The organism is Vicinamibacterales bacterium (genome assembly GCA_041659285.1).
GTDB lineage: Bacteria > Acidobacteriota > Vicinamibacteria > Vicinamibacterales > UBA2999 > 12-FULL-67-14b.
This window is the reverse complement of record JBAZYO010000005.1, coordinates 271,981-293,946: the sequence shown is the minus strand read 5'-3', so window position 1 is coordinate 293,946 and position 21,966 is coordinate 271,981. Positions and strand designations below refer to the sequence as shown.

At 66.4% G+C, this 21,966-nt stretch carries 20 protein-coding genes; 16 read left to right on the top strand and 4 right to left on the bottom strand.

The annotated features are described in order from the left end of the window. Positions 1-89: 89 nt before the first annotated feature. Positions 90-641, top strand: a complete 552-nt coding sequence (locus WC815_10400; GenBank protein ID MFA5909176.1) for a DUF4136 domain-containing protein — start codon at positions 90-92, stop codon at positions 639-641. Between the two features lie 16 nt (positions 642-657). On the opposite strand, the gene WC815_10395 is transcribed toward WC815_10400, so the two are convergent. Together WC815_10395 and WC815_10390 are read right to left on the bottom strand one after the other, a co-directional pair. Beyond that, positions 658-1,356 (bottom strand): VIT family protein, encoded by a 699-nt coding sequence (locus WC815_10395; GenBank protein MFA5909175.1) that lies wholly within the window; start codon positions 1,354-1,356, stop codon positions 658-660. Positions 1,357-1,549: 193 nt separating this feature from the next. Beyond that, positions 1,550-3,382: a heavy metal translocating P-type ATPase gene (locus WC815_10390; protein ID MFA5909174.1), complete on the bottom strand. Its 1,833-nt coding sequence runs from the start codon at positions 3,380-3,382 to the stop codon at positions 1,550-1,552. 241 nt (positions 3,383-3,623) lie between these two features. Here WC815_10390 and WC815_10385 point away from each other — a divergent pair, with 241 nt between their 5' ends. From WC815_10385 to nrfD, 10 genes are all read left to right on the top strand, one after another. Then, positions 3,624-3,968 (top strand): c-type cytochrome, encoded by a 345-nt coding sequence (locus tag WC815_10385; protein MFA5909173.1) that lies wholly within the window; start codon positions 3,624-3,626, stop codon positions 3,966-3,968. Between the two features lie 11 nt (positions 3,969-3,979). Beyond that, positions 3,980-4,318, top strand: a complete 339-nt coding sequence (locus WC815_10380; protein MFA5909172.1) for a c-type cytochrome — start codon at positions 3,980-3,982, stop codon at positions 4,316-4,318. An 8-nt stretch (positions 4,319-4,326) separates the two neighbouring features. Continuing rightward, positions 4,327-5,370, top strand: coding sequence for a cytochrome c3 family protein (locus WC815_10375; GenBank protein ID MFA5909171.1), 1,044 nt, complete (start codon positions 4,327-4,329; stop codon positions 5,368-5,370). After that, on the top strand, positions 5,367-6,191 hold the full coding sequence (locus tag WC815_10370; protein MFA5909170.1) for a hypothetical protein: 825 nt from the start codon (positions 5,367-5,369) through the stop codon (positions 6,189-6,191). The genes WC815_10375 and WC815_10370 overlap by 4 nt, the downstream gene beginning before the upstream one ends. Before the next feature lie 50 nt (positions 6,192-6,241). Beyond that, positions 6,242-7,597, top strand: a complete 1,356-nt coding sequence (locus tag WC815_10365; protein ID MFA5909169.1) for a NapC/NirT family cytochrome c — start codon at positions 6,242-6,244, stop codon at positions 7,595-7,597. Between the two features lie 85 nt (positions 7,598-7,682). Next, positions 7,683-8,651 (top strand): DmsE family decaheme c-type cytochrome, encoded by a 969-nt coding sequence (locus WC815_10360; protein MFA5909168.1) that lies wholly within the window; start codon positions 7,683-7,685, stop codon positions 8,649-8,651. A gap of 13 nt (positions 8,652-8,664) precedes the next feature. Further along, a complete protein-coding gene (locus tag WC815_10355; protein ID MFA5909167.1) occupies positions 8,665-11,076 on the top strand; it encodes an MtrB/PioB family outer membrane beta-barrel protein in 2,412 nt (803 codons plus the stop codon). 115 nt (positions 11,077-11,191) lie between these two features. Beyond that, positions 11,192-11,923 carry a hypothetical protein gene (locus WC815_10350; protein ID MFA5909166.1) on the top strand — a complete coding sequence of 244 codons (732 nt, stop codon included), beginning with the start codon at positions 11,192-11,194 and terminating at the stop codon, positions 11,921-11,923. Continuing rightward, positions 11,923-12,699 (top strand): 4Fe-4S dicluster domain-containing protein, encoded by a 777-nt coding sequence (locus WC815_10345; GenBank protein ID MFA5909165.1) that lies wholly within the window; start codon positions 11,923-11,925, stop codon positions 12,697-12,699. The genes WC815_10350 and WC815_10345 overlap by 1 nt, the downstream gene beginning before the upstream one ends. Beyond that, positions 12,696-13,904, top strand: coding sequence for an NrfD/PsrC family molybdoenzyme membrane anchor subunit (nrfD, locus tag WC815_10340; protein ID MFA5909164.1), 1,209 nt, complete (start codon positions 12,696-12,698; stop codon positions 13,902-13,904). Before WC815_10345 ends, nrfD begins: the two co-directional genes overlap by 4 nt. Positions 13,905-13,917: 13 nt before the next feature. Here nrfD and WC815_10335 read toward each other — a convergent pair whose 3' ends face one another. Beyond that, on the bottom strand, positions 13,918-15,615 hold the full coding sequence (locus tag WC815_10335) for a hypothetical protein (GenBank protein ID MFA5909163.1): 1,698 nt from the start codon (positions 15,613-15,615) through the stop codon (positions 13,918-13,920). Positions 15,616-15,775: 160 nt separating this feature from the next. On the opposite strand from WC815_10335, the gene WC815_10330 reads away from it, so the two are divergent. The 5 genes from WC815_10330 (at position 15,776) to WC815_10310 (ending at position 20,331) form a co-directional block, all read left to right on the top strand. Further along, positions 15,776-16,246: a Rieske (2Fe-2S) protein gene (locus tag WC815_10330; GenBank protein MFA5909162.1), complete on the top strand. Its 471-nt coding sequence runs from the start codon at positions 15,776-15,778 to the stop codon at positions 16,244-16,246. Positions 16,247-16,267: 21 nt separating this feature from the next. Next, entirely contained in the window at positions 16,268-17,347 is a 1,080-nt protein-coding gene (locus WC815_10325) for a cytochrome b N-terminal domain-containing protein (protein ID MFA5909161.1), read from the top strand. Positions 17,348-17,378: 31 nt separating this feature from the next. Continuing rightward, a complete protein-coding gene (locus WC815_10320) occupies positions 17,379-18,692 on the top strand; it encodes a cytochrome c3 family protein (GenBank protein MFA5909160.1) in 1,314 nt (437 codons plus the stop codon). A 48-nt stretch (positions 18,693-18,740) separates the two neighbouring features. Next, the gene (locus tag WC815_10315; protein ID MFA5909159.1) at positions 18,741-19,679 is read left to right on the top strand and encodes a universal stress protein; all 939 of its coding nucleotides are present in this window, start codon (positions 18,741-18,743) and stop codon (positions 19,677-19,679) included. A gap of 64 nt (positions 19,680-19,743) precedes the next feature. Then, positions 19,744-20,331 carry a hypothetical protein gene (locus WC815_10310; protein ID MFA5909158.1) on the top strand — a complete coding sequence of 196 codons (588 nt, stop codon included), beginning with the start codon at positions 19,744-19,746 and terminating at the stop codon, positions 20,329-20,331. Positions 20,332-20,340: 9 nt separating this feature from the next. Here WC815_10310 and WC815_10305 read toward each other — a convergent pair whose 3' ends face one another. Beyond that, positions 20,341-21,780, bottom strand: coding sequence for a multicopper oxidase family protein (locus WC815_10305; protein MFA5909157.1), 1,440 nt, complete (start codon positions 21,778-21,780; stop codon positions 20,341-20,343). Positions 21,781-21,966: the final 186 nt, after the last annotated feature.

The window sequence follows — 21,966 nt, the reverse complement described above, 5'->3', positions numbered from 1 at the left end:
AATAGAGTTAAGACAAACGCGTAACCGGGATCTCAGTGGTGCGCGCGGATCGGCCGGGCCCGTTAGCCTGCCGCGAAAGGCAGATCGTCATGCGCACAGTCAATGCACTCGTTCTCGCTGTAGCTGTTGCCGTGCTGGCCGGCTGCGCGTCGATGAACGTGAGTTCCCACATCGAGCGCGGCGTCAACTTCGCCGCGTTCACGACCTTCGAGTGGGGCGGGCCCGACAACCTGCCCGTCGGCGATCCGCGGCTCGACAACAACCCGTTCTTCAGCGACTACGTGACCGGCACCATCGAGAAGAAGATGGCCGAGAAGGGCTTCCAGCTCTCGAAGGCCGGTGGCGCCGACCTGTTGGTTCACTACCACGCGAGCGTCAACCAGCGGCTCGACGTCTACCGCGCCGACCAGCCGTATGGCTACTGCTACGGCAACTGCGAACCGCAGGTGGTGGACTTCGAGCAAGGGACGCTGGTCATCGACCTGATCGATGCGAAGACGAAAAAGGTTATCTGGCGCGGCTGGGCGCAAGACACCATGACCGGTGTGATCGACAATCAGGAGCGCCTGAAGAAGCAGGTCGATGAAGGCGTGACGAAGATGATGCAGTTGCTGCCACGCGGCGGCGCCGCCCTGCGCTAGGGGCGGAGGGGTCGGGTCAGACCGCCAGTCCGAACACCCAGCCGACCAGGGCGGTCAGGCCCATGGCGAGCGCGCCCCAGAACGTCACGCGCCATGCGGCGCGACCGGGGGGCGCGCCGCCAACCTTGGCGGCGAGCGCGCCCAATCCAAACAACAACACCAGCGACGAGACCGCGATGGTGGTCCCGGCCTGCGCGGCCGGCACCGTCGCGGCGACCACGAGCGGCAGTGCCGCACCCACGGCAAAACTCGCCGCCGAGGCCAGGCCGGCCTGCACGGGGCGGGCGCTCATGGTTTCGCTCAGCCCCAGCTCGTCACGCGCATGCGCGCCGAGCGCGTCCACGGCCGTCAGTCGCGTCGCCACCTGATCGGCCAGCGCCTGGTCCAATCCCCGCTTCACGTAGATCGCCGCCAGCTCCGCATGCTCGAAGTCCGGGTCGTCGGCCAGCTCCCGGCGTTCGCGCTCGACTTCGGCCCGCTCGGAATCCGCCTGCGAGCTGACCGACACGTACTCGCCGGCCGCCATCGACACCGCGCCCGCCATGAGGCCGGCCACGCCGGCCACGAAGACCTCGCGCGGGTTCGATGATGCGGCGGCGACGCCCAGCATCAGGCTCGAGGTCGAGATGATGCCGTCGTTGGCGCCCAGCACGGCGGCGCGCAGCCAGCCAATGCGGTCGGTGCGATGGGACTCGGCTAACGGGTGAGGGAGCATGGACTCGCCTTTGCGGACGCCCTGAGATTAGAGCCTGACACTGTGCTGCTTCACGAAGACGCGCGTGGCGCGCCCTGTCGGCGCGTGGCGGCGCCGCCTTGCCTGCCGTGAGCCGGCGGTGGCCGCCCGCACCGGAGCGAACGTAACTCCAAGGCGGCCTGTGCAAACCGCCTGCCGCCGGGACGCGATTCGCCTAGAAGTCGTGCATGGCGGACGGCGGGAACGCCGCCCGCAACGCGTTGAGCACGGCGACCACGTCGATGGCCTCCTGCAACACGGCGCCGCCGACCGGCGTCAGGTGCCCGGCGGCCGCGAAGCCCATGCCGATCAGGCTGAGCGCCATGCCGCCCACCGCGCTTTGCAGCGCGATGGACCGCATGCGCCGGGAGATGTGAATGAACTCGTCCACCTTCTTCAGCGAGTTCTCGAGCGCCACCACGCCCGCCGCCTCGGCGGTCACGTCGCTGTGCTCGCCGATGGCCATGCCCACCGTGGCCGCCATCATCGCCGGCGCGTCGTTGATGCCGTCGCCGACGTAGAGCGTCGGCGCCGCGGCCGTCTCGGCCCGCACCAGCGCCAGCTTCTGTTCGGGACTCTGGCCCGCGTGCACCTCGCTGACGCCGACCTCGCGCGCAAGATATTGCACCTCCGACTCGCGGTCGCCCGACACGATCATGGTCCGCCGGAACTGGTGCCGGGGACCGAGGTGCTGCACGAACGAACGGCTGTCGGGACGCGGCGCGTCGCGGAAGCGCAGCGTCGCCGCGTAGCGCCGGTCAATGGATACCATGCATTCGAGACCGCCGGCGGAGTCGGGCAGCAGGGCCGCCACCGACGGGTCGTCCGCGATCAGCTTCCGCCGGCTGAGCACCGAGATCTGGCGGCCCAGCACGGCGCCGCACAGGCCTTCGCCCGGCGGCTCGGTGACCTCCGAGGCTTCGGCCAGCGTCACGCCGGCGGCGGCCGCGAGCACCGCGCGCGCGAGCGGGTGCTTCGAATATTGCTCCAGGCTGGCCACCGCCGCGAGCACGTCGGCCCGGGCAAACCCCTCCGCCACGGTGATGTCGGTGAGCGTCGGTTCACCGAAGGTCAGGGTGCCGGTCTTGTCGAAAATCGCCGTGCGGCAGGTCGCAATCTGCTCGAGCACGACCGGGCTCTTGATGATGATGGCGCGCCGCGCGCACAGCGAAATCGAGCCGACGATGGCGACGGGGATGGCGATCAGGAGGGGGCACGGCGTGGCGATCACCAGCACGGCGAGGAAGCGCGTGGGATCGCCGCTGAGCATCCAGGCGGCGAGCGCCACCGCGAGCGCCACCGGCGTGTAGACGGCGCCGAGGCGATCGCCGAGGCGGCGGAGCCTGGGCCGCGTCCGCTCCGAGTCGCGCATCACCTCCATGATTCGCGCGTAGCGGGAATCGGCCGCACGCCGCGTCGTCCGGATCACCAGCACCGACAGTCCGTTGATCGCGCCCGAGATGACGCGCGAGCCGCGCGTCTTGGTGATCTCGAAGGGCTCGCCGGTGAGGTACGACTCGTCCATCACGCCGTGACCCTCGATCACCTCGCCGTCCACGGGGCAGATCTCGTGCGGATGGAGCACGAGGATGTCGCCCACCGCAACGTCGTCCAGCGCGACATCCTCGGAGCCGCCGGCGACGCGGCGATGCGCCACCAGCGGGACGCGGCGGGCGAGGGCGTCGAGGACCGACGAGGCACTGCGCAGGGCGTAGCTCTCCAGGGCGGCGCCACCCGACAGCATCAGCACGATGATCGAGCCGGCGAGGTACTCCCCGAGCCAGATCGACGTGATGATGGAGATGCCGCCCAGCAGGTCGGAGCCGAACTCGCGCCGGAGGGCCCTGCGAAGCAGCTCGTAGACCAGCGGCACGCCACCAAGGGTGATGGTGGCCAGCAGCGGCAGGTCGGAGGTCGTGGCCGGCATGTCGAGGCCGAAGCGCAGCCCGAGGTGCACGGCAATCGCCAGGACGCAGAAGGCGGCAATGGTGGTGGTGTATCGCGGCATGCCTAGGGGGATTCTCCCGCAGACGGCGAGGAATATTCCCCCAATATCGCCAAAAATCAGCGATCTCTGGTCGAGGCGGCAGCGGCGAGGTCTTTGCAGAAGAATGTGCTAAACAAGACAGCCGCGTGTTCGAGGAAGCAATACAACAGGGCTATATTCATTCTTCATTCATTCTTCGACGCGACTGTTCAATGGAGGAATTTAAGACATGAGCGGACTAATTCGGGTAAGCGGGTTCCTGATGTTGGCGATTTTCGCCGGGGGTATTGGCGGGGCGGCGGCACAAGCGGCTCCGGCACCGAGCGGGGCGGCGGCGGCCGATAAGGGCGCGGCGGTCTATGCGGCACAGAAGTGCACGATGTGCCACGCACTGGACGGCAAGGGCAACGCCAAAGGCGCGCTGGACGGCGTGGGCACCAAGCTGACCGCCGTCGAAATCCGGCAGTGGATCGTCACGCCTGTGGAAATGGCGGCCAAGGCCCAGGCCCAGGCGGCGCGCAAGCCCGCGATGAAAGCGTTCGCGACCCTGCCGAAGGAAGACCTCGACGCCCTGGTCGCATTCCTGGCTGCGAAGAAGAAGAAATAGGCGGAGGCCACATGTCTCGCATCTGTTCAATGACGCTGATGGGCCTTGGTTGCGCCCTGTTGCTGTCGGCTGGTCCGGCCTACGCGCAGACTGAGGCGGGGATCAAGGTCTACGCCGCGCAGAAGTGTTCGCTCTGCCATTCAATCGCCGGCGTGGGCAACAAGAAGCTGCCGCTCGACGGCGTCGGCACCAAGCTCACCGCGGATCAGCTCCGGGAGTGGGTCGTCGCCCCCGTCGAGGCCGCGAAGAAGGCCAAATCAACCGCGAAGCCCGCGATGAAGGCGTATTCCACTCTGCCGAAGGCCGACCTGGATGCGCTCGTCGGGTACATGAAGTCGCTCGCGAAATAGGCTGAGCGATGTCGGCGCGCTTCGCATTCGGAACGGGAACGGTCGTGGTCTGCCTGCTGCTCGCAGCAGCGGGATCTGCCGCGGCGCAGGCGCCGGCGGCGCCGGTGGCGCCCGCGAACGACGACTGCCTGGCGTGTCACGGTGACAGCACCGCGACGCGGGCCAACGGTTCGAGTGTCGCCGTGGCCGCGGACGTGCTCGGCAAATCCGTTCACGGCGCGCTCCCCTGCGTGAGTTGCCACGCCGATCTGGCGAAGACCACCGAGTGGCCGCATCCCGAGAAGCTCCAGCCGGCGGCGTGCGGGACCTGTCACGGACAGGAGGGCAGCAATTACGCCGACAGCGTGCATGGCCGCGCCGTCGCGAAAAGCGGCCTGGCCGTGGCACCCCGCTGCGGCACGTGCCATGGCACGCACGACATTCAGCGCAGGAGTAACCCCGACAGCTCCGTTCATCGCGCGAAGATTGCCGGCACGTGCACGACGTGCCATCAGGGCATCGAGCCGCTCTACGCGAAGAGCGTGCACGCGCAGCCACTTGGCCCCGGGGGCTCGGCGGCCGCCGTCTGTTCCGACTGCCACACCGCGCATCGCATTCAACGCGGCGACACCGATACCTGGCGTCTGTCGGTGATCGAGGAATGCGGCACCTGCCACCTCGGCCGGATCTCGTCCTACCGCGACAACTTCCACGGCCAGAGGACCGCGCTCGGATCCGCGCGCACCGCGACGTGCAGCGACTGCCACGACCATCACGTGATCCTGCCGGCGAGCAACCCCGCGTCGACGGTCTCTCCGCAGAATCTCGTGAACACCTGCCGGCAATGTCACGCGCAGGCCACCGCGGCGTTCGTCAAGTACGACCCGCACGCCGACAAACACGATCCGGCCCGCAGCGCGCCGGTGTACTGGACCTACCGGCTCATGCAGGTCCTGCTGATCGGTGTCTTCGCTTTCTTCGGGGTGCACACGCTGCTGTGGTTCCCGCGATCGTTCAAGGCGCGCCGTGAGCAGCGCGCGGCCGCCGCCGCCGGAGAGGACACCGTCTCATGACGCCCGGTGCGCGACACATCGTCCGGTTCAAGCCCTACCAGCGGTGGATGCACTTCGTGCTGTTCACGAGTTTCCTTGGACTCGCCACGACCGGGCTGCCGCTGTTGTTCAGCCACCGCGCGTGGGCGCACACCCTGTCGCACGCACTCGGCGGCATTCAGGCGGCCGGCATCGCGCATCGGTTTTTCGCCTCGCTGCTGCTGCTGCTCTTCGCGGGTCATCTGGCCGAGCTTGCGTGGCGCTTGGTCGTGGGCAAGAATCACGGGCTGTTGTGGGGGCCGTCGTCGATGATTCCGCAGCCGCGTGACGCCGTGCAGTTCTGGCAGCACCTCATGTGGTTCGCCGGCAAGGCCGACCGCCCACGATTCGATCGCTACACGTATTGGGAGAAGTTCGATTACTGGGCCGTGTTCTGGGGCATGATCATCATCGGTGGATCGGGGCTGCTGCTGTGGTTCCCGCAATTCTTTGCGTCGTGGTCCCTCCCAGGCTGGATCTACAACGTCGCCACAGTGCTCCACGGTGAGGAGGCGCTCCTCGCCACCGGCTTCATTTTCACGATCCATTTCTTCAACAGCCACTTCCGGCCCGAGAAGTTCCCGATGGACATGGTGATGTTCACCGGGCAGGTGACGGAAGCGGAGCTTCGGCGCGAACGGCCCGCCGAGTACGAGCGGCTGGTCGCCGAAGGCAAGCTCGACAGGCTGGCCACGCCGGCGGCACCGGTGTGGCTCTCGAGAGGCGGCCGCGTGATCGGGGCAGCGGCAGTGGCGCTCGGACTGGTGCTGCTGGTATTCATCATCGCGGGAACATTTCAATGAGTGAGGATCGACCGGATCCATCCGAGCCATCGTCAGCGTCGCCCGTCGCCGTGCTTCGTAATCCCGTCACGGTCATCGGCGCGCTGCTGACCACGATCGCGGTGTTGCTGTTCGCTGGGTTCTTTGCCATCGAATTGACCGGCCTGACCGGTCACGAGAACCCGTATCTCGGCATCGTCTTCTTCATCACCCTGCCCGCGCTCGCCGTCATCGGCCTGCTGCTGATTCCGTTTGGCGCGTGGCTGGAACGGCGCCGGCGCCACCGGGGGCTGCCCCCGAGCCTGCGGCAGTGGCCGCGGCTCGACCTCAATCACCCTCACACGCGAACGACGTTGTTCATCATCGCGGTGCTGACACCCGTCAACCTGCTGATTGTGTCGGCCGCCGCCTACAAGGGCGTCGAGGCGATGGACTCGGTCGGCTTTTGCGGTCAGGTCTGTCACGAGGTGATGGAGCCGGAATACGTCGCCTATCAGAACGGCCCTCACGCCCGCGTCAAGTGCGTGTCGTGCCACATCGGCTCGGGTGCGGGCTGGTTTGCCAAGTCGAAGCTCTCCGGCACCCGCCAGGTGTTTGCCGTGCTGTTGAACACGCATAGCCGGCCGATTCCGTCACCGGTCCACGACCTTCGGCCGGCACGCGAAACGTGCGCGGAATGCCACTGGCCGGCGCAGTTTCACGGTGACAAGGTCGAGACCAGGCGCGAGTACGCCGACGACGAGAAGAACACCGAGTCGGTGACCAACCTCCGGCTGCGCATCGGCGGTGTTGACGGCACCGGCCGTCCGACCGGCATTCACTGGCACGTTGCGGAGGAGAACGTCGTCGAATACATCGCATTGGACCGCGAGCGCCAAAAGATTGGATACGTCAAGCTGACGACGGGAGACGGGGAGAGCCGCGAGTACTACGCGGAGGGCGTCACCGAGGCTGAACTTGCCGGCGGCGAACGCCGGCGTATGGACTGCGTTGACTGTCACAATCGCCCGAGCCACATTTTTGCCCGGTCGGCCGATCGGGCGGTCAACGAGGCCATGGCGTCTGGTGCCATCGCCAAGGACCTGCCGTTTGCGAAGCGCGAGGCGGTGGCGGCGCTGACCGTGCCCTACCCTGACCGCGCCACGGCCGAACGCGAGATTGCCAGCCGGGTGAGCGCGTTCTATCGTGACGGCTACCCCGCGCTGTGGACGTCGCGGCAAGAAGATATCGAGCGCACCGTGCGAGGGGTACAGGGCTTGCACAGCCGCAATGTGTTTCCAGCGATGAAGGTGACGTTTGGGACCCACCCGGACAACAAAGGCCACACGGAGTTTCCGGGCTGCTTCCGGTGTCATGACGAGGAGCACAAGACTCGCGATGGCAAGGTGATTTCGCAGGATTGCTCGACCTGCCATGAAGTGTCCTGAATGAGACAGTCAGGGCGTAGGCACCGGTGGGATATTTCCCAGCGGTGGGAAAGAATTCAGCACCGGCTAAGCCCGGAGGATGTCTATGTCGATCACTAAATATGTCTTGGTGTTGACGGCGGGCCTGTGGGGCGCGCTGTTCGTGACGCGCGGCGTCGCGTCGCCGCCAACGCCGGTTCCGGCCGCGCCGGTCGCCGTCGAGGCGCCCGCGCCGCAGCAGGCGCCCGCGACGCCGCCGGCCGGGTATGTCGGCGCCGAGGCCTGTGCCACGTGCCACGAGGGCTACGACAAGAACGTGGACGGGACCAAGCACGGGTTCAAAGCCAACGCCCGCACACCGATGGCGAAAATGGGCTGCGAGTCGTGCCATGGCCCCGGCGAGGCTCATGCCAGCGACCCGGAGAAGATCAAGCCGATTCAGTTTGACAAGGTCGCGGCGAGCGAGGGCAACCGCCAGTGCCAGACGTGCCATAACCGGGGCGAGCACGCCCTGTGGGACGGCAGCCAGCACGAAAACCGGAACCTCAAGTGCATCGACTGCCACAGCGTCCACTCGGCGGAAGGGCCGACGCTGATGCGCGCGAAGACCCAGCAGCTCACCTGCGCCCGCTGCCATCAGACCATCACCAACAAGCAGCAGCGCTTCAATCACATGCCGGTCCGCGAGGGCAAGATGACCTGCGCCTCGTGCCACAACGTCCACGGCTCGGTGAACGTGAAGCTGCTGCGCACGGGCACCACGGTGGATCAGAGCTGCACCAGCTGCCACACCGAGAAGCGGGGACCGTTCCTGTGGGAGCACGCTCCGGTTGTCGACAGCTGCACGACCTGTCACGACTCGCACGGCAGCAACAACGACCGGATGCTGGTCGCGAAGCTGCCGTTCCTGTGCCAGCGGTGTCATGTGACCTCGCGGCACCCTCCAACCGTTTACGAGGGCTCTACCCTGAACAACACGCAGAACGCCAACAAGATGTACGGCAAGTCCTGCGCGAACTGCCATCAGCAGGTTCACGGGTCGAACCACCCGAACGGCAAATTCTTCCTGCGGTGATTGGAGGCATGCGATGCGCAAACGAACGATAGCAATCTGTGCGGCACTGCTGCTGGCCTCCGCCCATCTGGCGCAGGCCCAGACGCCGCCGACCAAGCCCCTGCCTCCCGCCGGCGTGCCCACCGTGGGCCTGGCCGACTTCGGGTTCCGTGGCGGCAGCATTGATGGTGACGAAGCGCGCTTCGAGCGCTACCGGGACCTGCGCCCAGGCGCGACGACGCTCTTCGAGATGAAGAAGGACACCGAGAAGTACCGGTTTGAGGCCAAGGCCTCCAACATGGGCTACCGCGATCAGCGCTACTCGGCCGAGTACACCAACGGGAAATTCACCATGAGCGGCGTGTACGACTCGATTCCCTTGAACTACCTGTACGACGCGCCGCTGGTGTGGAAGAACGAAGGCAACGGGCGGTTCACGCTGGATGCGGCCGCGCGCCAGGCCATCCAGGGGCCAACCAACGTGGCGGGCGACGGCACGGCGGTGGGTGTACCCTGCGCCCCGGGCAGCGGGCCGACCTCCTGCAACGCCACCACGGCGGCGGCGGCCAGGGCCAACCGGTCGATCTACAACCAGTTGCTGCGGCCGGACGACATGGAAGTGCTGCGCAGCATCGCCGGAGTAAAATTCAAATACTCGGCGACGCCGTCGTTTGACATCGACGCGGACTTCTCGTCAACCGGCCGCAACGGCTCGATGCCGTGGGCGGCGTCCTTCGCCTTCAACAACGCCAACGAGCTGGCGGCACCCATCGATCACCGCAACAACGAGCTCAAGGCCGGTACCGAGTGGGTGAATGCCAAGGGCATGTTCCGCCTGAACTACTGGGGCAGCTTCTTCGAGAACAGCGTGCAGACGCTGACCTGGGACAACCCGATTCGGGCGACCGACTTCAATAATGGCCTGCTGCCCCCGAGCGGTCCCTATGACGCGAGCGCCTACAGCAACGGCAATGGTCCGGCGCTTGGGCAAGCCGCCCTCTGGCCGAGCAACACGCTCAACTCGTTTGGCTTGACCGGAATGTACAAGGTGTTGCCCAAGACCACGGTCAACGGCAACGTGCAGCTGACCTACATGCGGCAGAACGAGTCGCTGTTACCGTGGACGCTCAATTCGTCGATCAATAACGCCGTCGTGCTGGATGCATTCCACGGCTTGCGCGCCCTTCCCCGTGCCTCGGCGCAGGCCGAGGTGAACAGCCTGAACGCGCTGTTCAACCTCACCAGCCGGCCGATGCGGTACCTGACCATCCAGGCGCGCTACCGCTACAACGAGCACGACAACAACACCCCGCACTTCGACGGCCGCGAGTACGTGCGCTTCGACGGCGTGCCCGAGGAACTGGCGGACGAGCCGACCACGCCGTTCGTCGAGGGCTACTCGGAGTATTTCCACATCACGCGCAAGAACTTCGATGCCAACGCCACGTTCGGGTTGCGCGACATGGGGTCGCTCCGCGTGGGATACGCCAACGAGATGTTCGAGCGCGAGGGACGCGGCTTCAGTGACGTGTCGGAGAACACGTTCCGGTTGGCCTATGACGCCAACCTGTACAACCGGGCCACCGTGAGAGCCACCTTCGACGCGGGAAGCCGGCGCGGCGACGGCTATATCCTGAGCGGCATCGACTATGAGTCGGGCCCGGCAGGCACGCAGCCGGGGCTGCGCTACTACGACGAGGCCGACCGGGATCGGACGCGCGCGTCCGTCATCTTCAGCGTCAATCCGGCGCCGATGGTCGATGTGTTCGTGCAATGGTCGACGACCAAAGACACGTTCCTGGCCGATGAGTCCATCCCCGCCGGACGCGAGTACTTCGGCCTGATGAGCCAGGATGTGGACGCGGTGGTCGCGGGCCTCAACCTGAACCCCAACGACACCGTGCACTTCGGTCTCAGCTGGGGGCGCGACAAGTTTGACGCCTTGCAGAAGTCGCGCAACTCCAACCCGCCGCCAGACGCGAGCTGGATCGACCCGAGCCGGAACTGGACGCTCGACAACAACGAGGTCGTGAACACGTTCATGACCTACCTCGATCTGAACGGGCTGGCCGGCGCCAAGGCCGACGTCCGGTTCAGCTACGAGTTGAACGATTCGGACAACGCGTTTACCTACGGCGGCCCGCGCATTTCGGCGCTGCAGGCGACCAACGCCTTCGTCCCGCTGCCAAACGTCGTCAACGAGTGGCAGCGCTTCGCGGTGGACCTGAAGTACTTCCTGACGTCCGCCGTGGGCGCCGGCATCGGGTACGCGTACGACAAGCAAAGCATCACCGACTGGAACACCATCGACTCCAATGGTCCGGTGGGCTTCACGGATGCCACGGGCATCCCGCGCATCGACTGGCTGGGCAGCCTGAGGACCGGCTACGGCAACCGGCCCTACGAGGGGCACCGGGTATTCGTGCGCCTGCTGTACCGCTTCTAGGGCTGCTCCGTTCCGACAGGAATCCTCCGGGGCGGCCGCCAGCCGCCCCGTTTTTTTGTACCGATCCGAAAGGCACCTTTTTTGCTTAAGCAGGCCTCATCCGACGGGGTCATAAATGAAAATTCCCGAGCAGGTCAAACGGCTTTTGGTCGTGAATGCGGTGCTCGTCGGCACCGCCCTGGCGATCCGGTTTTATGTGATCCCGAAGGACCTCGTCTCCACCGAGGTGCACCGCTCGACCACCGTCGAACGGGAGCTCGCCAAGCCGGTGAAGTTCGCCGGATCCGAGACGTGCGTCGTCTGCCACGAGGACGAGGGCACCACCAAGGGTAAGAGCTTCCACCGGAGTCTCTCGTGCGAGGGGTGTCACGGGCCGGCCTCGGGCCATGCTGCTGACCCGGGGGCGATAAAGCCGCCCGCACCGCGCGACCGGAAGTTCTGCCCCGTCTGCCATGCCTACGACGCCTCGCGGCCGACGGGCTTCCCGCAGATCAACCCGACCGCCCACAATCCGCTCAAGGCGTGTATCGAGTGCCACAACCCACACGATCCGTCGCCGCCTGAGACGCCGCGGGCCTGTTCCGCGTGTCATGCGCAGATCGAGCGGACCAAGGCCGTCTCGAGCCACGCGCTCCTGGACTGCACGACGTGCCACGTCACGCCCGAGTTGCACAAGACGTCGCCGCGGACGGCGCTGCCGTCGAAGCCTCAGTCGCGGGAGTTCTGCGCCACGTGTCACGGGAACGATTCGAAGCAGAAGGACCCGCCGAAGGTTGACATCACGACCCACGGCACTCCGTATCTCTGCTGGCAATGCCACTATCCGCACCTTCCGGAGGGCCGGTGATGAACAAGCGCGAATTCTTGAAGAGCATGCAGGGCCTCATCCTGTTCTTCCCGGCGGCCGGCGTGCTGGGCGCGCTGGGCGTGGACGTGCAGGCGCAGGAGGCGGCGCCCGCGCCACCGGGCACCCCTGACTACAACCCCCAGGACCACCTCTACGGCATGGGCATCGAGATCGACAAGTGCATCGGCTGCAACCGGTGTGTCGAGGCGTGCAAGGCGGAAAACGACGTGCCGCAGGACGACTTCCACTACCGCACCTGGGTGGAGCGGTACGTGATCAAGAAGGACGGCGAGGTCACGGTGACCAACATCAGCCGCCACAGCGAGGCCGCCAGGGAGGCGTTGCCCGAGGATGCCGACGTGCTGCGGACCTTCTTCGTGCCCAAGCTCTGCAACCAGTGCGTGAATCCCCCGTGCGTGCAGGTCTGCCCGGTCGGCGCCACCTTCTCGACCGAAGACGGGGTGGTGCTCGTCGATGCCAATCGCTGCATCGGCTGCTCGTACTGCATCCAGGCGTGTCCGTACGGCGCGCGGTACATGAACCCGAAGACCCACACCGCGGACAAGTGCACTTTCTGCTACCACCGCGTCCGCCAGGGGTTACTGCCCGCTTGCGTCGAGGTCTGCCCGACCCAGGCGCGCGTCTTCGGCGACCTCAGGAGCAAGGCCAGCCGGCTCGTGCGATTCGCGCGGATGAACAAGATCCACGTCCTCAAGCCGGCGCTCAACACCGAGCCCAAGGTCTACTACGCGCAGCTCGACGGAGAAGTGCGATGACCCCCGAAGCCACGGCGCACCTGTCGGAGTTGCTGGCCCAGGTCACCGGGTTCATCTATCCCAACGAGATCGAAATCCACTGGTCGATCCTGATCGTGGTGTATCCCTACATCACGGGCCTGGTCGCGGGGGCGTTCATCCTGGCGTCGCTCGAGAATGTCTTCAACGTGGAAGAGGTGCGGCCAACCTATCGGCTGGCCCTGCTCACCGCGTTCAGCTTCATGATGGTGGCGCCGCTGCCCCTCTTGCTGCACCTCGGTCACCCCGAGCGGTTCTACGAGATCCTGCTGGCCCCGAACCTGACCTCGGCGATGGCCATGTTCGGGTTCGTCTACGGGTGGTATCTCGTCGGTGTCCTGCTGCTCGAGGTCTGGTTCGAGTACCGGCGGGACCTCATCCTGCTCTCGCGGCGCGCGCCGGTGCCGATGCGGTGGTTCTACCGGGCGGCGTCGCTGTTCTCGACTGACATCAGCGCGGCAGCGCTGGCGTTCGACCAGAAGGCCATCCGGATCATCACCATCGTCGGCATCCCGTCGGCCTTCCTGCTGCACGGGTACGTGGGCTTCATCTTCGGGTCGGTGAAGGCGAACCCCTGGTGGAGCAGCGTGCTGATCCCGATCGTGTTCCTGATGTCGGCCATCGTCTCCGGGATCGCGCTCGTCATCTTTCTCTACATGATCCTGGCCGCGCTCCGGAAGGAGCAGGTGGACATGAAGTGCCTCGACACCATCACGTCCTACCTCTTCTACGCCGTGATCGTGGACTTCACGCTCGAGGCGCTCGACTTCACCCACCGTCTCTACGAGAGCGAGGAGTCGGTGCGAATCCTTGGCTCGCTCATCAGGCAGAAGCTGTTCCTGAGCCTGATCGTGCTGCAGATCCTGCTCGGCATGCTGGTCCCGCTCGGCCTCCTGATCGTCGCCAAGTGGCAGAAACTCAGCGAGGACGGCCGGAAGCTGCTGTACTTCACGGCGGTCATCCTGATCCAGGTGGGCATCTTCAGCACGCGCTGGAACATCGTGATTGGCGGGCAGCTCTTCTCGAAAAGCTTCCGGGGGCTGATGGAATACAAGATGGCGATCATGGGCCTCGAGGGTTTCCTGACCGCGCTCTTGCTCCTCGTGCTGCCGTTCGTGGTCCTGGCGGTGTTGATCAAGCTGCTGCCCACCAAACCGCTCATGGACGAGGCGCACACGCCCGCGTGAGCCGGCGGCCGCGTCACTCCGTCAGCTTGCGCAGCCGCGGCACCAGCACCAGCGCGGCGCCGTAGAACGCCAGCGCCGCGAACAAGGTCGATGCTTGCGAAGAGCGAAGGTCGATCGCCACCAGCTTCAGGCCGGTTGCGGCCAGCAGCGGGTACGCCAGCCAACCGATCGCCGAGAAGCGTCCCGTGCGAGCCAGCCGCGCGCATCCAACCGCGACCATCGACAGCACGGCCGTGCGCATCGTCGTCAACATGTCGGCGCTCACCGGCAGCGACACCGCGGCGGCGGCCGCGACAGCCGCCAACGTGACGAGGCCCGCGAGCCCGACCACGGCGACGAGCCCGAGCGTGAGGCCCGGCGCGTCGGCTGCCGAGAGCGCGCCGCGGCAGGCGGTGAGCCGGCTCCCGCTGAGGGCCAGCACGGCGCCGAATGCCACCAGCGCCGGCCATAGCGACAGGCTGGCGGACGGGAGCTCGCCCATGAACACCGCGAGACCCAGGGTCAAAAGACCGGCGTCCCCGGCGGCGGCGACCAGGGCAATCGCCGTGTGAGCCCCGAGCGTGGCCCGCGACGATCGCGACCACGCCACCGCCAGCGCGACGCCGATGCCGGTCAGCGCCAGCGCGCGGGCGGGGCCGTGAAGCGCCGTCCACGTGCCCACCATCACGAAGATCAGCGCCAGCGAACTGTAGAAGTAGAAGTTGAGCGCGCCCGGCGCGTGGCGGGCCAGGAACTGGAACGACACCGCATACGCGGCCGCGCCCAATCCGATGATCACGCCACCGAGCAACCGGTCGCCGTCGTCAGCGCCGTGCCCGACCGCGATCATGCCGCCCAGGCCGACGACGAGGACCAGCACCGTCTGCGCCATCTCGAACACGATCACCTGCCGGCCGCGTACGAGTGTCCGGATGGCGATCGAACCGAGATACGCCACCAGCAGGAACCCCTGGATCGCCCACGCCGTCGTGGCCGGATCCACCGGCGGCTGCGCCACGGCGCGCAGGGTGACGCCGAGCACGGCAAAGCAGGCCACCGCGCCGGTGGGCCAGCGCAGCCCGCGCCATTCACGCAAGTAGCCCAGCCACAGCGTGCCGACGCCAAGGCTGGTGAAGTAGAACGACAGGGGCGCCACCGCGCCGGTGCGGGCCATCAGCGTCAGACCGGTCGCGAGTCCGCCCAAGCTGGCCAGCCACGCCAGACTCTGTAACCGGCCGTAGTTGGCCGACAGGAGGACGCAGGCGGTGAAGACGCCGAGAGCGGCGGCCGTCATCGTGGGTGTGAACAGGCCGAACTTGAGCGCCGCCTCCATAATCAACGGGAAGCCGATGGCGACCGCCGTTCCCCCGTCGAAGGTCGCCAGGAGGCGGCGGCCGCCGGCCGCCGCACGGCCGGACGCCACCAGCCATGTCAGCGCGTAGAGGAGTCCCATCGAAACACCGACGACGGGCGGCCAGGTGCCGGCTTCGGTGAGGGCGCGGAGCAGAAAGGCGCCGCCTAGAATAATGAGCGATCGGCCCAGGTAGGTCAGCGCGCCCAGTGGATCGAAGGCGGTGGCGGTGGCTGCCGGCGGTGGGGATTCGACGGCCGTGGCGAACACGCCCGCGCGGGGTGCGGCCTGTTCGATGGCTGCCAGGCGTGACTCGAACTCTTCGAGCCGGCGCGTCAGCTGCTGAACTTGCTCCTCGATCGAACTCGACAGAGGCGGCATGTTCGGTCTCCTCCGCGGCGCCGGGGCTGACAGCAAGCCGCAGTTGAATTCTACACCCCAGCCGTGTGAGCGGAGGTGTATACTCGGCGACAGCGGAACGCGGCCCGCCGATCCACTTCCAGGTCCACTCCACGCCACCTCGCCGCAACGGGGTCACGTCATGTCGTCTCAGGACGCGCATCTCCAACAGCGAGAGTCGCCGCGACGCACTTTCCTAGACACGCTCCTCGGCCTCGGCTTCGCCTCGACCTTCATGTCGATCCTTTATCCCGTCTGGCGCTACGTCATTCCGCCGGCGAACGCGGAACCGGCCACCGACAGTGTGGTCGCCGGCAAGGTGTCGGAGTTCAGGCCCAACACCGGCGCCGTCCTGAAGTTCGGCACCAAGCCCGCGATCCTGGTGCGCACCAGTGACGGGCAGTTCAAGGCCTTCAACGCCGTCTGCACCCACCTCGAATGCACGGTTCAGTACAAATCCGAGACGTCGCAAATCTGGTGCGCGTGCCACAACGGCCTCTACGACCTCTCGGGCAACGTGATCTCGGGGCCGCCGCCGCGCCCGCTGGAAGTTTTCAAGGTCAACCTGCGCGGCGAGCCCGGGCAGGAAGACGTCGTCATTTCGCGGACCTAGCACACGCCAGATGGTGAGGGCATGACCGAGCACCTGTTCGCGTGGCTTGATGAGCGCCTCGACCTGAGCGAGCTGCGCGCCTTCGTGGCCGAGAAGAGCGTGCCGAAGCACCGGCACAGCGTCTGGTACTACATGGGCGGCATCACGCTGTTCCTGGTGGGCGTTCAGGTCGCCACCGGCATCCTGCTGCTCCTCTACTACCGCCCCAGCGCCGGCGAGGCCTACGAAAGCGTCAAGTTCATCGTCAGCCAGGTCCAGTTCGGGTGGCTGATTCGCAACGTCCACAGCTGGTCGGCCAACCTGCTGATCCTCATGGCGTTCGTCCACCTGTTCAGCACGTTCTTCCTGCGCGCCTATCGCAAGCCGCGCGAGCTGACCTGGATCACCGGCGTGCTGCTGCTTTTCGTCATGATGGGCTTCGGCTTCAGCGGCTACCTGCTGCCGTGGAACGAGCTGGCGTTCTTCGCCACCAAGGTGGGCACCGGCATCGCCGGCGCCATTCCGTTCGTCGGCGACTTCATGGTCCGCTTCCTGCGCGGCGGCGACGACGTGACCGGCGCGACGCTGACGCGGTTCTACGGCATCCACGTCGCCATTCTTCCGGCCATCACCACGGTGTTGCTCGGCGTCCACCTGCTCTTCATCCAGCGGCAGGGCATGAGCGTGCCGCCAAGCGTGGAGAAGCGCGAGCAGGCCGGCGAGAAGATTCCGCAGGAGCCGTTCTTCCCAAACTACGTCCTGCACGACGTGATGTGGTGGTACGTGGCGCTGGCGGTGCTGGCCGCGCTGGCGCTGTTTCTGCCGTGGGAACTCGGCACCAAGGCAGATGCGTTTGCGCCGGTGCCCGCGGGCATCCGGCCCGAGTGGTACTTCCTCGCCATGTTCCAGACCTTGAAGCTGATCCCGAGCCATGTGCTCGGGATCGAAGGCGAGATGCTTGGCGTGCTGGGCTTCAGCCTGGCCGCCCTGCTGCTGTTGGTGATGCCGTTTCTCGATCGCGGCGCGGCCGTCGGCCGGCCCAGCAAGATCATCACCGCCGCGGCCGTCCTCACCGTTCTCTACCTGATTATCTTCACCATATATGGCTACCTGGCCGCGTAACGTCGTTGGTCCGGCTAAAGCCGGACGCCACATGACCGTGGCGAAAGCCGGAGGCCACATGACCGTAGCTAAAGGCGGACGCCACATCGTCGCGTGTTGGCTGCTCGCTGCGCTGGCCCTCATCGCGATACCGGGCCTCGCCGCAGCCCAGCCAGCCCAGGTCTCGGGGTGCGAGACCTGCCATAAGGAGCATCCGCAGCCGGCGCTCTCCTCGCCGGCGAAGGACTTCTCGGCCACCGACGTGCACCGCGATCGCGGCTTCACGTGCGTGGATTGCCACGGCGGCAACCCCAGCGAAACCGACAAGGTCCGCGCCAAGGCGCCTGCGACCGGCTTCAAGGGCAAGCCGTCAGGCCAGGCGGTGATTGCCGTGTGCTCGCGCTGCCACAGCGATGCGACGTTGATGCGCAAGTACGCGCCGAAGCAGCGGGTGGACCAGGCCACCGAGTACGCCACGAGCGTGCACGGCCAGCAACTGGCCAAGGGCGATACCAAGGTCGCCACCTGCATCAGCTGCCACGGCGCGCACGGCATCCGCCTGGTCAGCGACGCCCAGTCACCGGTCTATGCGATGAATGTCGCGGCCACCTGCACCAAGTGCCACGCCGACCCGGAGCGCATGAAGGGCTACACGCTGCCGGACGGCTCGGCCCTCCCCACCGACCAGCGCGCGAAGTACGAGAAGAGCGTGCACCACGCGGCGATGGTCGGGAAGAACGACCTCTCGGCGCCCACCTGCAACGACTGCCACGGCAACCACGGCGCGGCGCCCCCGGGCGTGGGCGCGGTCGCCAACGTCTGCGGCACCTGCCACAGCGTGTTTGCCACCAAGTTCGCGCTGAGCACGCATAGCCAGATCTTCGATCGCGGATGCGTGGAGTGCCACAGCAACCACGACATCACCAAGCCGACCGACGCCATGCTCGGCACCGACAAGACGAGCGTCTGCGGCAATTGTCACAGCGACGGCGACAACGGCTTCAACGCCGCCACCAGCATGCGCGCGGAGATCGAGAAGCTGAAGACCGCCATCGATCGCTCGCACGCGCTGGTCGCCTCGGCCGAGAACGCCGGCATGGAGATGGGCGAACAGTCGCTGACGCTGCGGGAAGCCGCCAACCACCTCACGCTCGCCCGCACCGAGATGCACACGTTCGATCCGAAGAAGGTAGACACCGTGCTGCAGGCCGGCCTGGGCCTGACGAGCAAGGTCGATGCCGAAGGCCAGACCGCCCTGGCCGAGGTGTCGTTCCGCAAGACCGGCCTGTCCGTGTCGCTGGGCGCAATCCTGCTGGTCGTGGTGGCGCTCGCCTTGAAGGTCCGGAGCCTCAAGCCGCGCGAGTGACGGGCGCGCTGGTACGGCGCTTGCTTCTGGGAGACGGGGAGTATTCCCGTGGACACACCAAGCAGGCTCCAGATCGGGCGCGTCTTGTGCCCGGTAGACTTTTCGGAACATTCAGAGCACGCGCTGAAGCACGCCGCCGCCGTGGCCCGCTGGTACGGCGCGCAACTGCGGGCGCTGCACGTCTTTGCCATCGCGCCACCGGTAACGATGTTGCCGCCGCTGGCGAGCCCGCCACCGGTTTTTGCCCTCACGCCAGGCGACCGCAAGCAAGTCCTCAATCACATGCGGCAGCTGGTCACGCGGGCCGGCGGCCGCGACGACGTGGAGCTGCTGGTCCAGGAGGCGCCCAATGTCGCCAACGAGATTCTCGATCACGCACTGGGGTGGAACGCCGACCTCCTGGTGCTCGGCAACCACGGCTTCTCGGGCGTCACCAGGCTGGTCCTGGGATCGGTCGCCGAAAAGGTGTTGCGGCTGTCGAAATGCCCGGTGCTGTTGGTGCCGCACGGCGCGGAGCGGCCGGCGCCTCCGGGCGACGTCGAGTTCGATCGCATCCTGTGCGCGGTGGACTTCTCCGAGAGTTCACACCATGCCCTGGCCCTGGCGCTGTCGATGGGCGCCGAAGCCGGCGCCCACGTCACCGTGCTGAACGCCATCGAGATGCCGCCGGAGCTGCGCGAAACGCCGATCTCATACGATTTCAGCGTCGAGGCGGTGCGCGCCAAAGCCGAGTCCGCGCAGTTGCAGCGCCTCGAGGGGCTCATCCCCAACGCGGTCCGCGACTACTGCACCGTGGAAATGTCGGTGGTCGAGGGCAAGGCCTCCCGCGAGATCCTGCGGATGGCCGCGGCGCAAAAGAGCGATTTGATCGTGATGGGCGTGCAGGGCCGCCGCGCCCTGGACATTGCTGTATTCGGATCGAACGCGCAGGAAGTGGTGCGCCACGCCACCTGCCCCGTGCTGATCGTCCGTGCGCGCAAGCCGTAGGCGGTGTCCAATACGGAACAGCGTGGGCAACCCGCAGGTGCACTAAATGAAGGTGATGGCAAGAATGCGGTTTACCGGGTTGGGCGTCGTGGTGGCGGTCGTGTGCTTCGCATCCACGGCGGCGGCCCAGGCGCCGGTGACGCAACCGGCCCCTCGGGCTCCTGACTTCAGGGTCGAGATCTGGGGCGACGCCGTCGCGGATTTCAGCGCCCGCATGACGGCGTATGCCGCGCTTCGGGCCAGGCTGGCGCAAGGCTTGCCCGTCCTCGCCGTCACCGACAATCCGGTTGAGATCCTGAAGGCCGAAACCGCGCTGGCCGAACGAATTCGGCAGGCCCGGGCGGGGGCGCGGCGAGGCGCAATCTTTTCACGGGACATTCGCGCCGCATTCAAGCGGGCCATGGCCGGCCAACTCAACGAGGGAATCTGCGAGTCGATCCGCGACGACAATCCCGGCGAGTTTTCCTACCGCATCAACGGCACCTACCCGAAGCAGGAGCCGCTCTCGACGATGCCTCCCAGCATCCTCGCGGCGTTGCCCAGGCTGCCCGACGATGTCATGTATCGCTTCTTGGACCGCAACCTGGTCCTGCACGACACGCGGGCCAACATCATCCTCGACGAGATCCACGAAGCCATCAAGTGTAAGTAGCCCCGCGCGTCAGGGTTTCTTCGGGTGCACGTGCTTGCTCGAGGTGCCGTCGCCCACCAGCACCGTGCCCATCAACCCGCCATCGGCGTGATCGAGGATGTGGCAGTGGAACATCCACTCGCCGGGCCGCTCGTCAAACGTCACCAGCAACCTCATCGTCGTCTTCATGGGAATGTTGACGGTGTCCTTCAACGCCAGCGGACGAACCGGCTGGCCCTTGTCGTCGATCACCTGGAAGAAGAAGCCGTGCAGGTGGAACGGGTGATCCCAATCGCTGTCGTTCTTGACGATCCACAGCTGCGTCTCGCCGAGCTTCGCCAGGAACGGCTCGGCCTTCCAGAACGGCACGCCGTTGATCCGGAACTCCGACTTGCCGTTCTCCATCGGCGGCAGCGTCAGCACCACGTTCACCGGGGTGGCACCCTCGACCTTCGGGAGCGGCAGGGCGCGGCTGACGCGGACCGGCGCGGCGGTCACCGGCGGCTGGGTCGTGAACTCGACGAACATCACGTCTTCAACGCTGCGGTACTGGACGCTGCCATAGCCGCGGTTGTAGAGCATCGCCCGTAGCGTCAGCGGCGTGCCGGCCTTGCCTTTCGGCGTCACGACCACGTCCACGCGCTCGCCCGGCGTCACCAGCAGGATGTCGCTGGTCACCGGCTTTTCCTGCAGCCCGCCATCCACGCCGATCACGGTGAACGGCTGGCCCTCGAGATCCAGATAGAAGAAGCGGCTCTTGGCGGTGTTGACGATGCGCCAGCGCTGCGGCGCGCCGGGGCGGGCTTTCAGCGTCGGGCGGGTGCGGCCGTTCACCAGCACGTAGTCGCCCTCGCGGCCGAACACCATGCCGGCGGATCCGCCGCTGTCGGCGGGCTCGAGCACACCCTTGGCGTCGAACCCGATGTCGCTCAGCACGATGGTGACCTGGTCGGCCACGCCGACGCCGTCATCCGGATCTTCGACGAGCAGCGCGCCGTAGAGGCCGAACCCGACCTGCGCGGCCGACATCACGTGCGGGTGATACCAGTAGAGACCGGCATCGCGAACGACGAAGTCGTAGAGGAACGTCTCGCCCTGCTTCACTTCGGGCTGCGAGATGTCGGGCACGCCGTCCATCTCGATGGGCACGCGCACGCCGTGCCAGTGCACCGTCGTCGGTTCCTTCAGTTCGTTCTTGAAGTGCACGATCACCCGATCGCCGACGCGCGCCTTGATCAGCGGACCCGGGAGGCCGCCGTCATAGGTCCAGGCGTGCACCAGCTTGCCGGGCGCCACCTCGACGTCGGCCAGCTTCGCGGTGAGGTTGATTTCAACGATGCGCGGATCGGGATTGAGATCCGCTGGTTCGTTCAGCTTGAGGCCTGCGTCCCAGCCGGCTGGCGCGAGCGACTGCGCGGCGGCCATTTCGGGCATGAGCAGGCATACAAGTATCAGGATGAGCATCGTCATTGATTAGCAGGCTGCAAGTTAGGATCCTATGATCCTTGTCAGATCTGTGGGATTTTGTGTGAAATTCTTCGCTTTCGCGGGGAATATCCCGAGATTCCGCAAGCCCGTCCGTACCAGGTGGAGCGTTTCCACTTAATGGCATGAACTGTGCTCCATCAGCCTGCGAGGGACGTATGGCAACAGTAG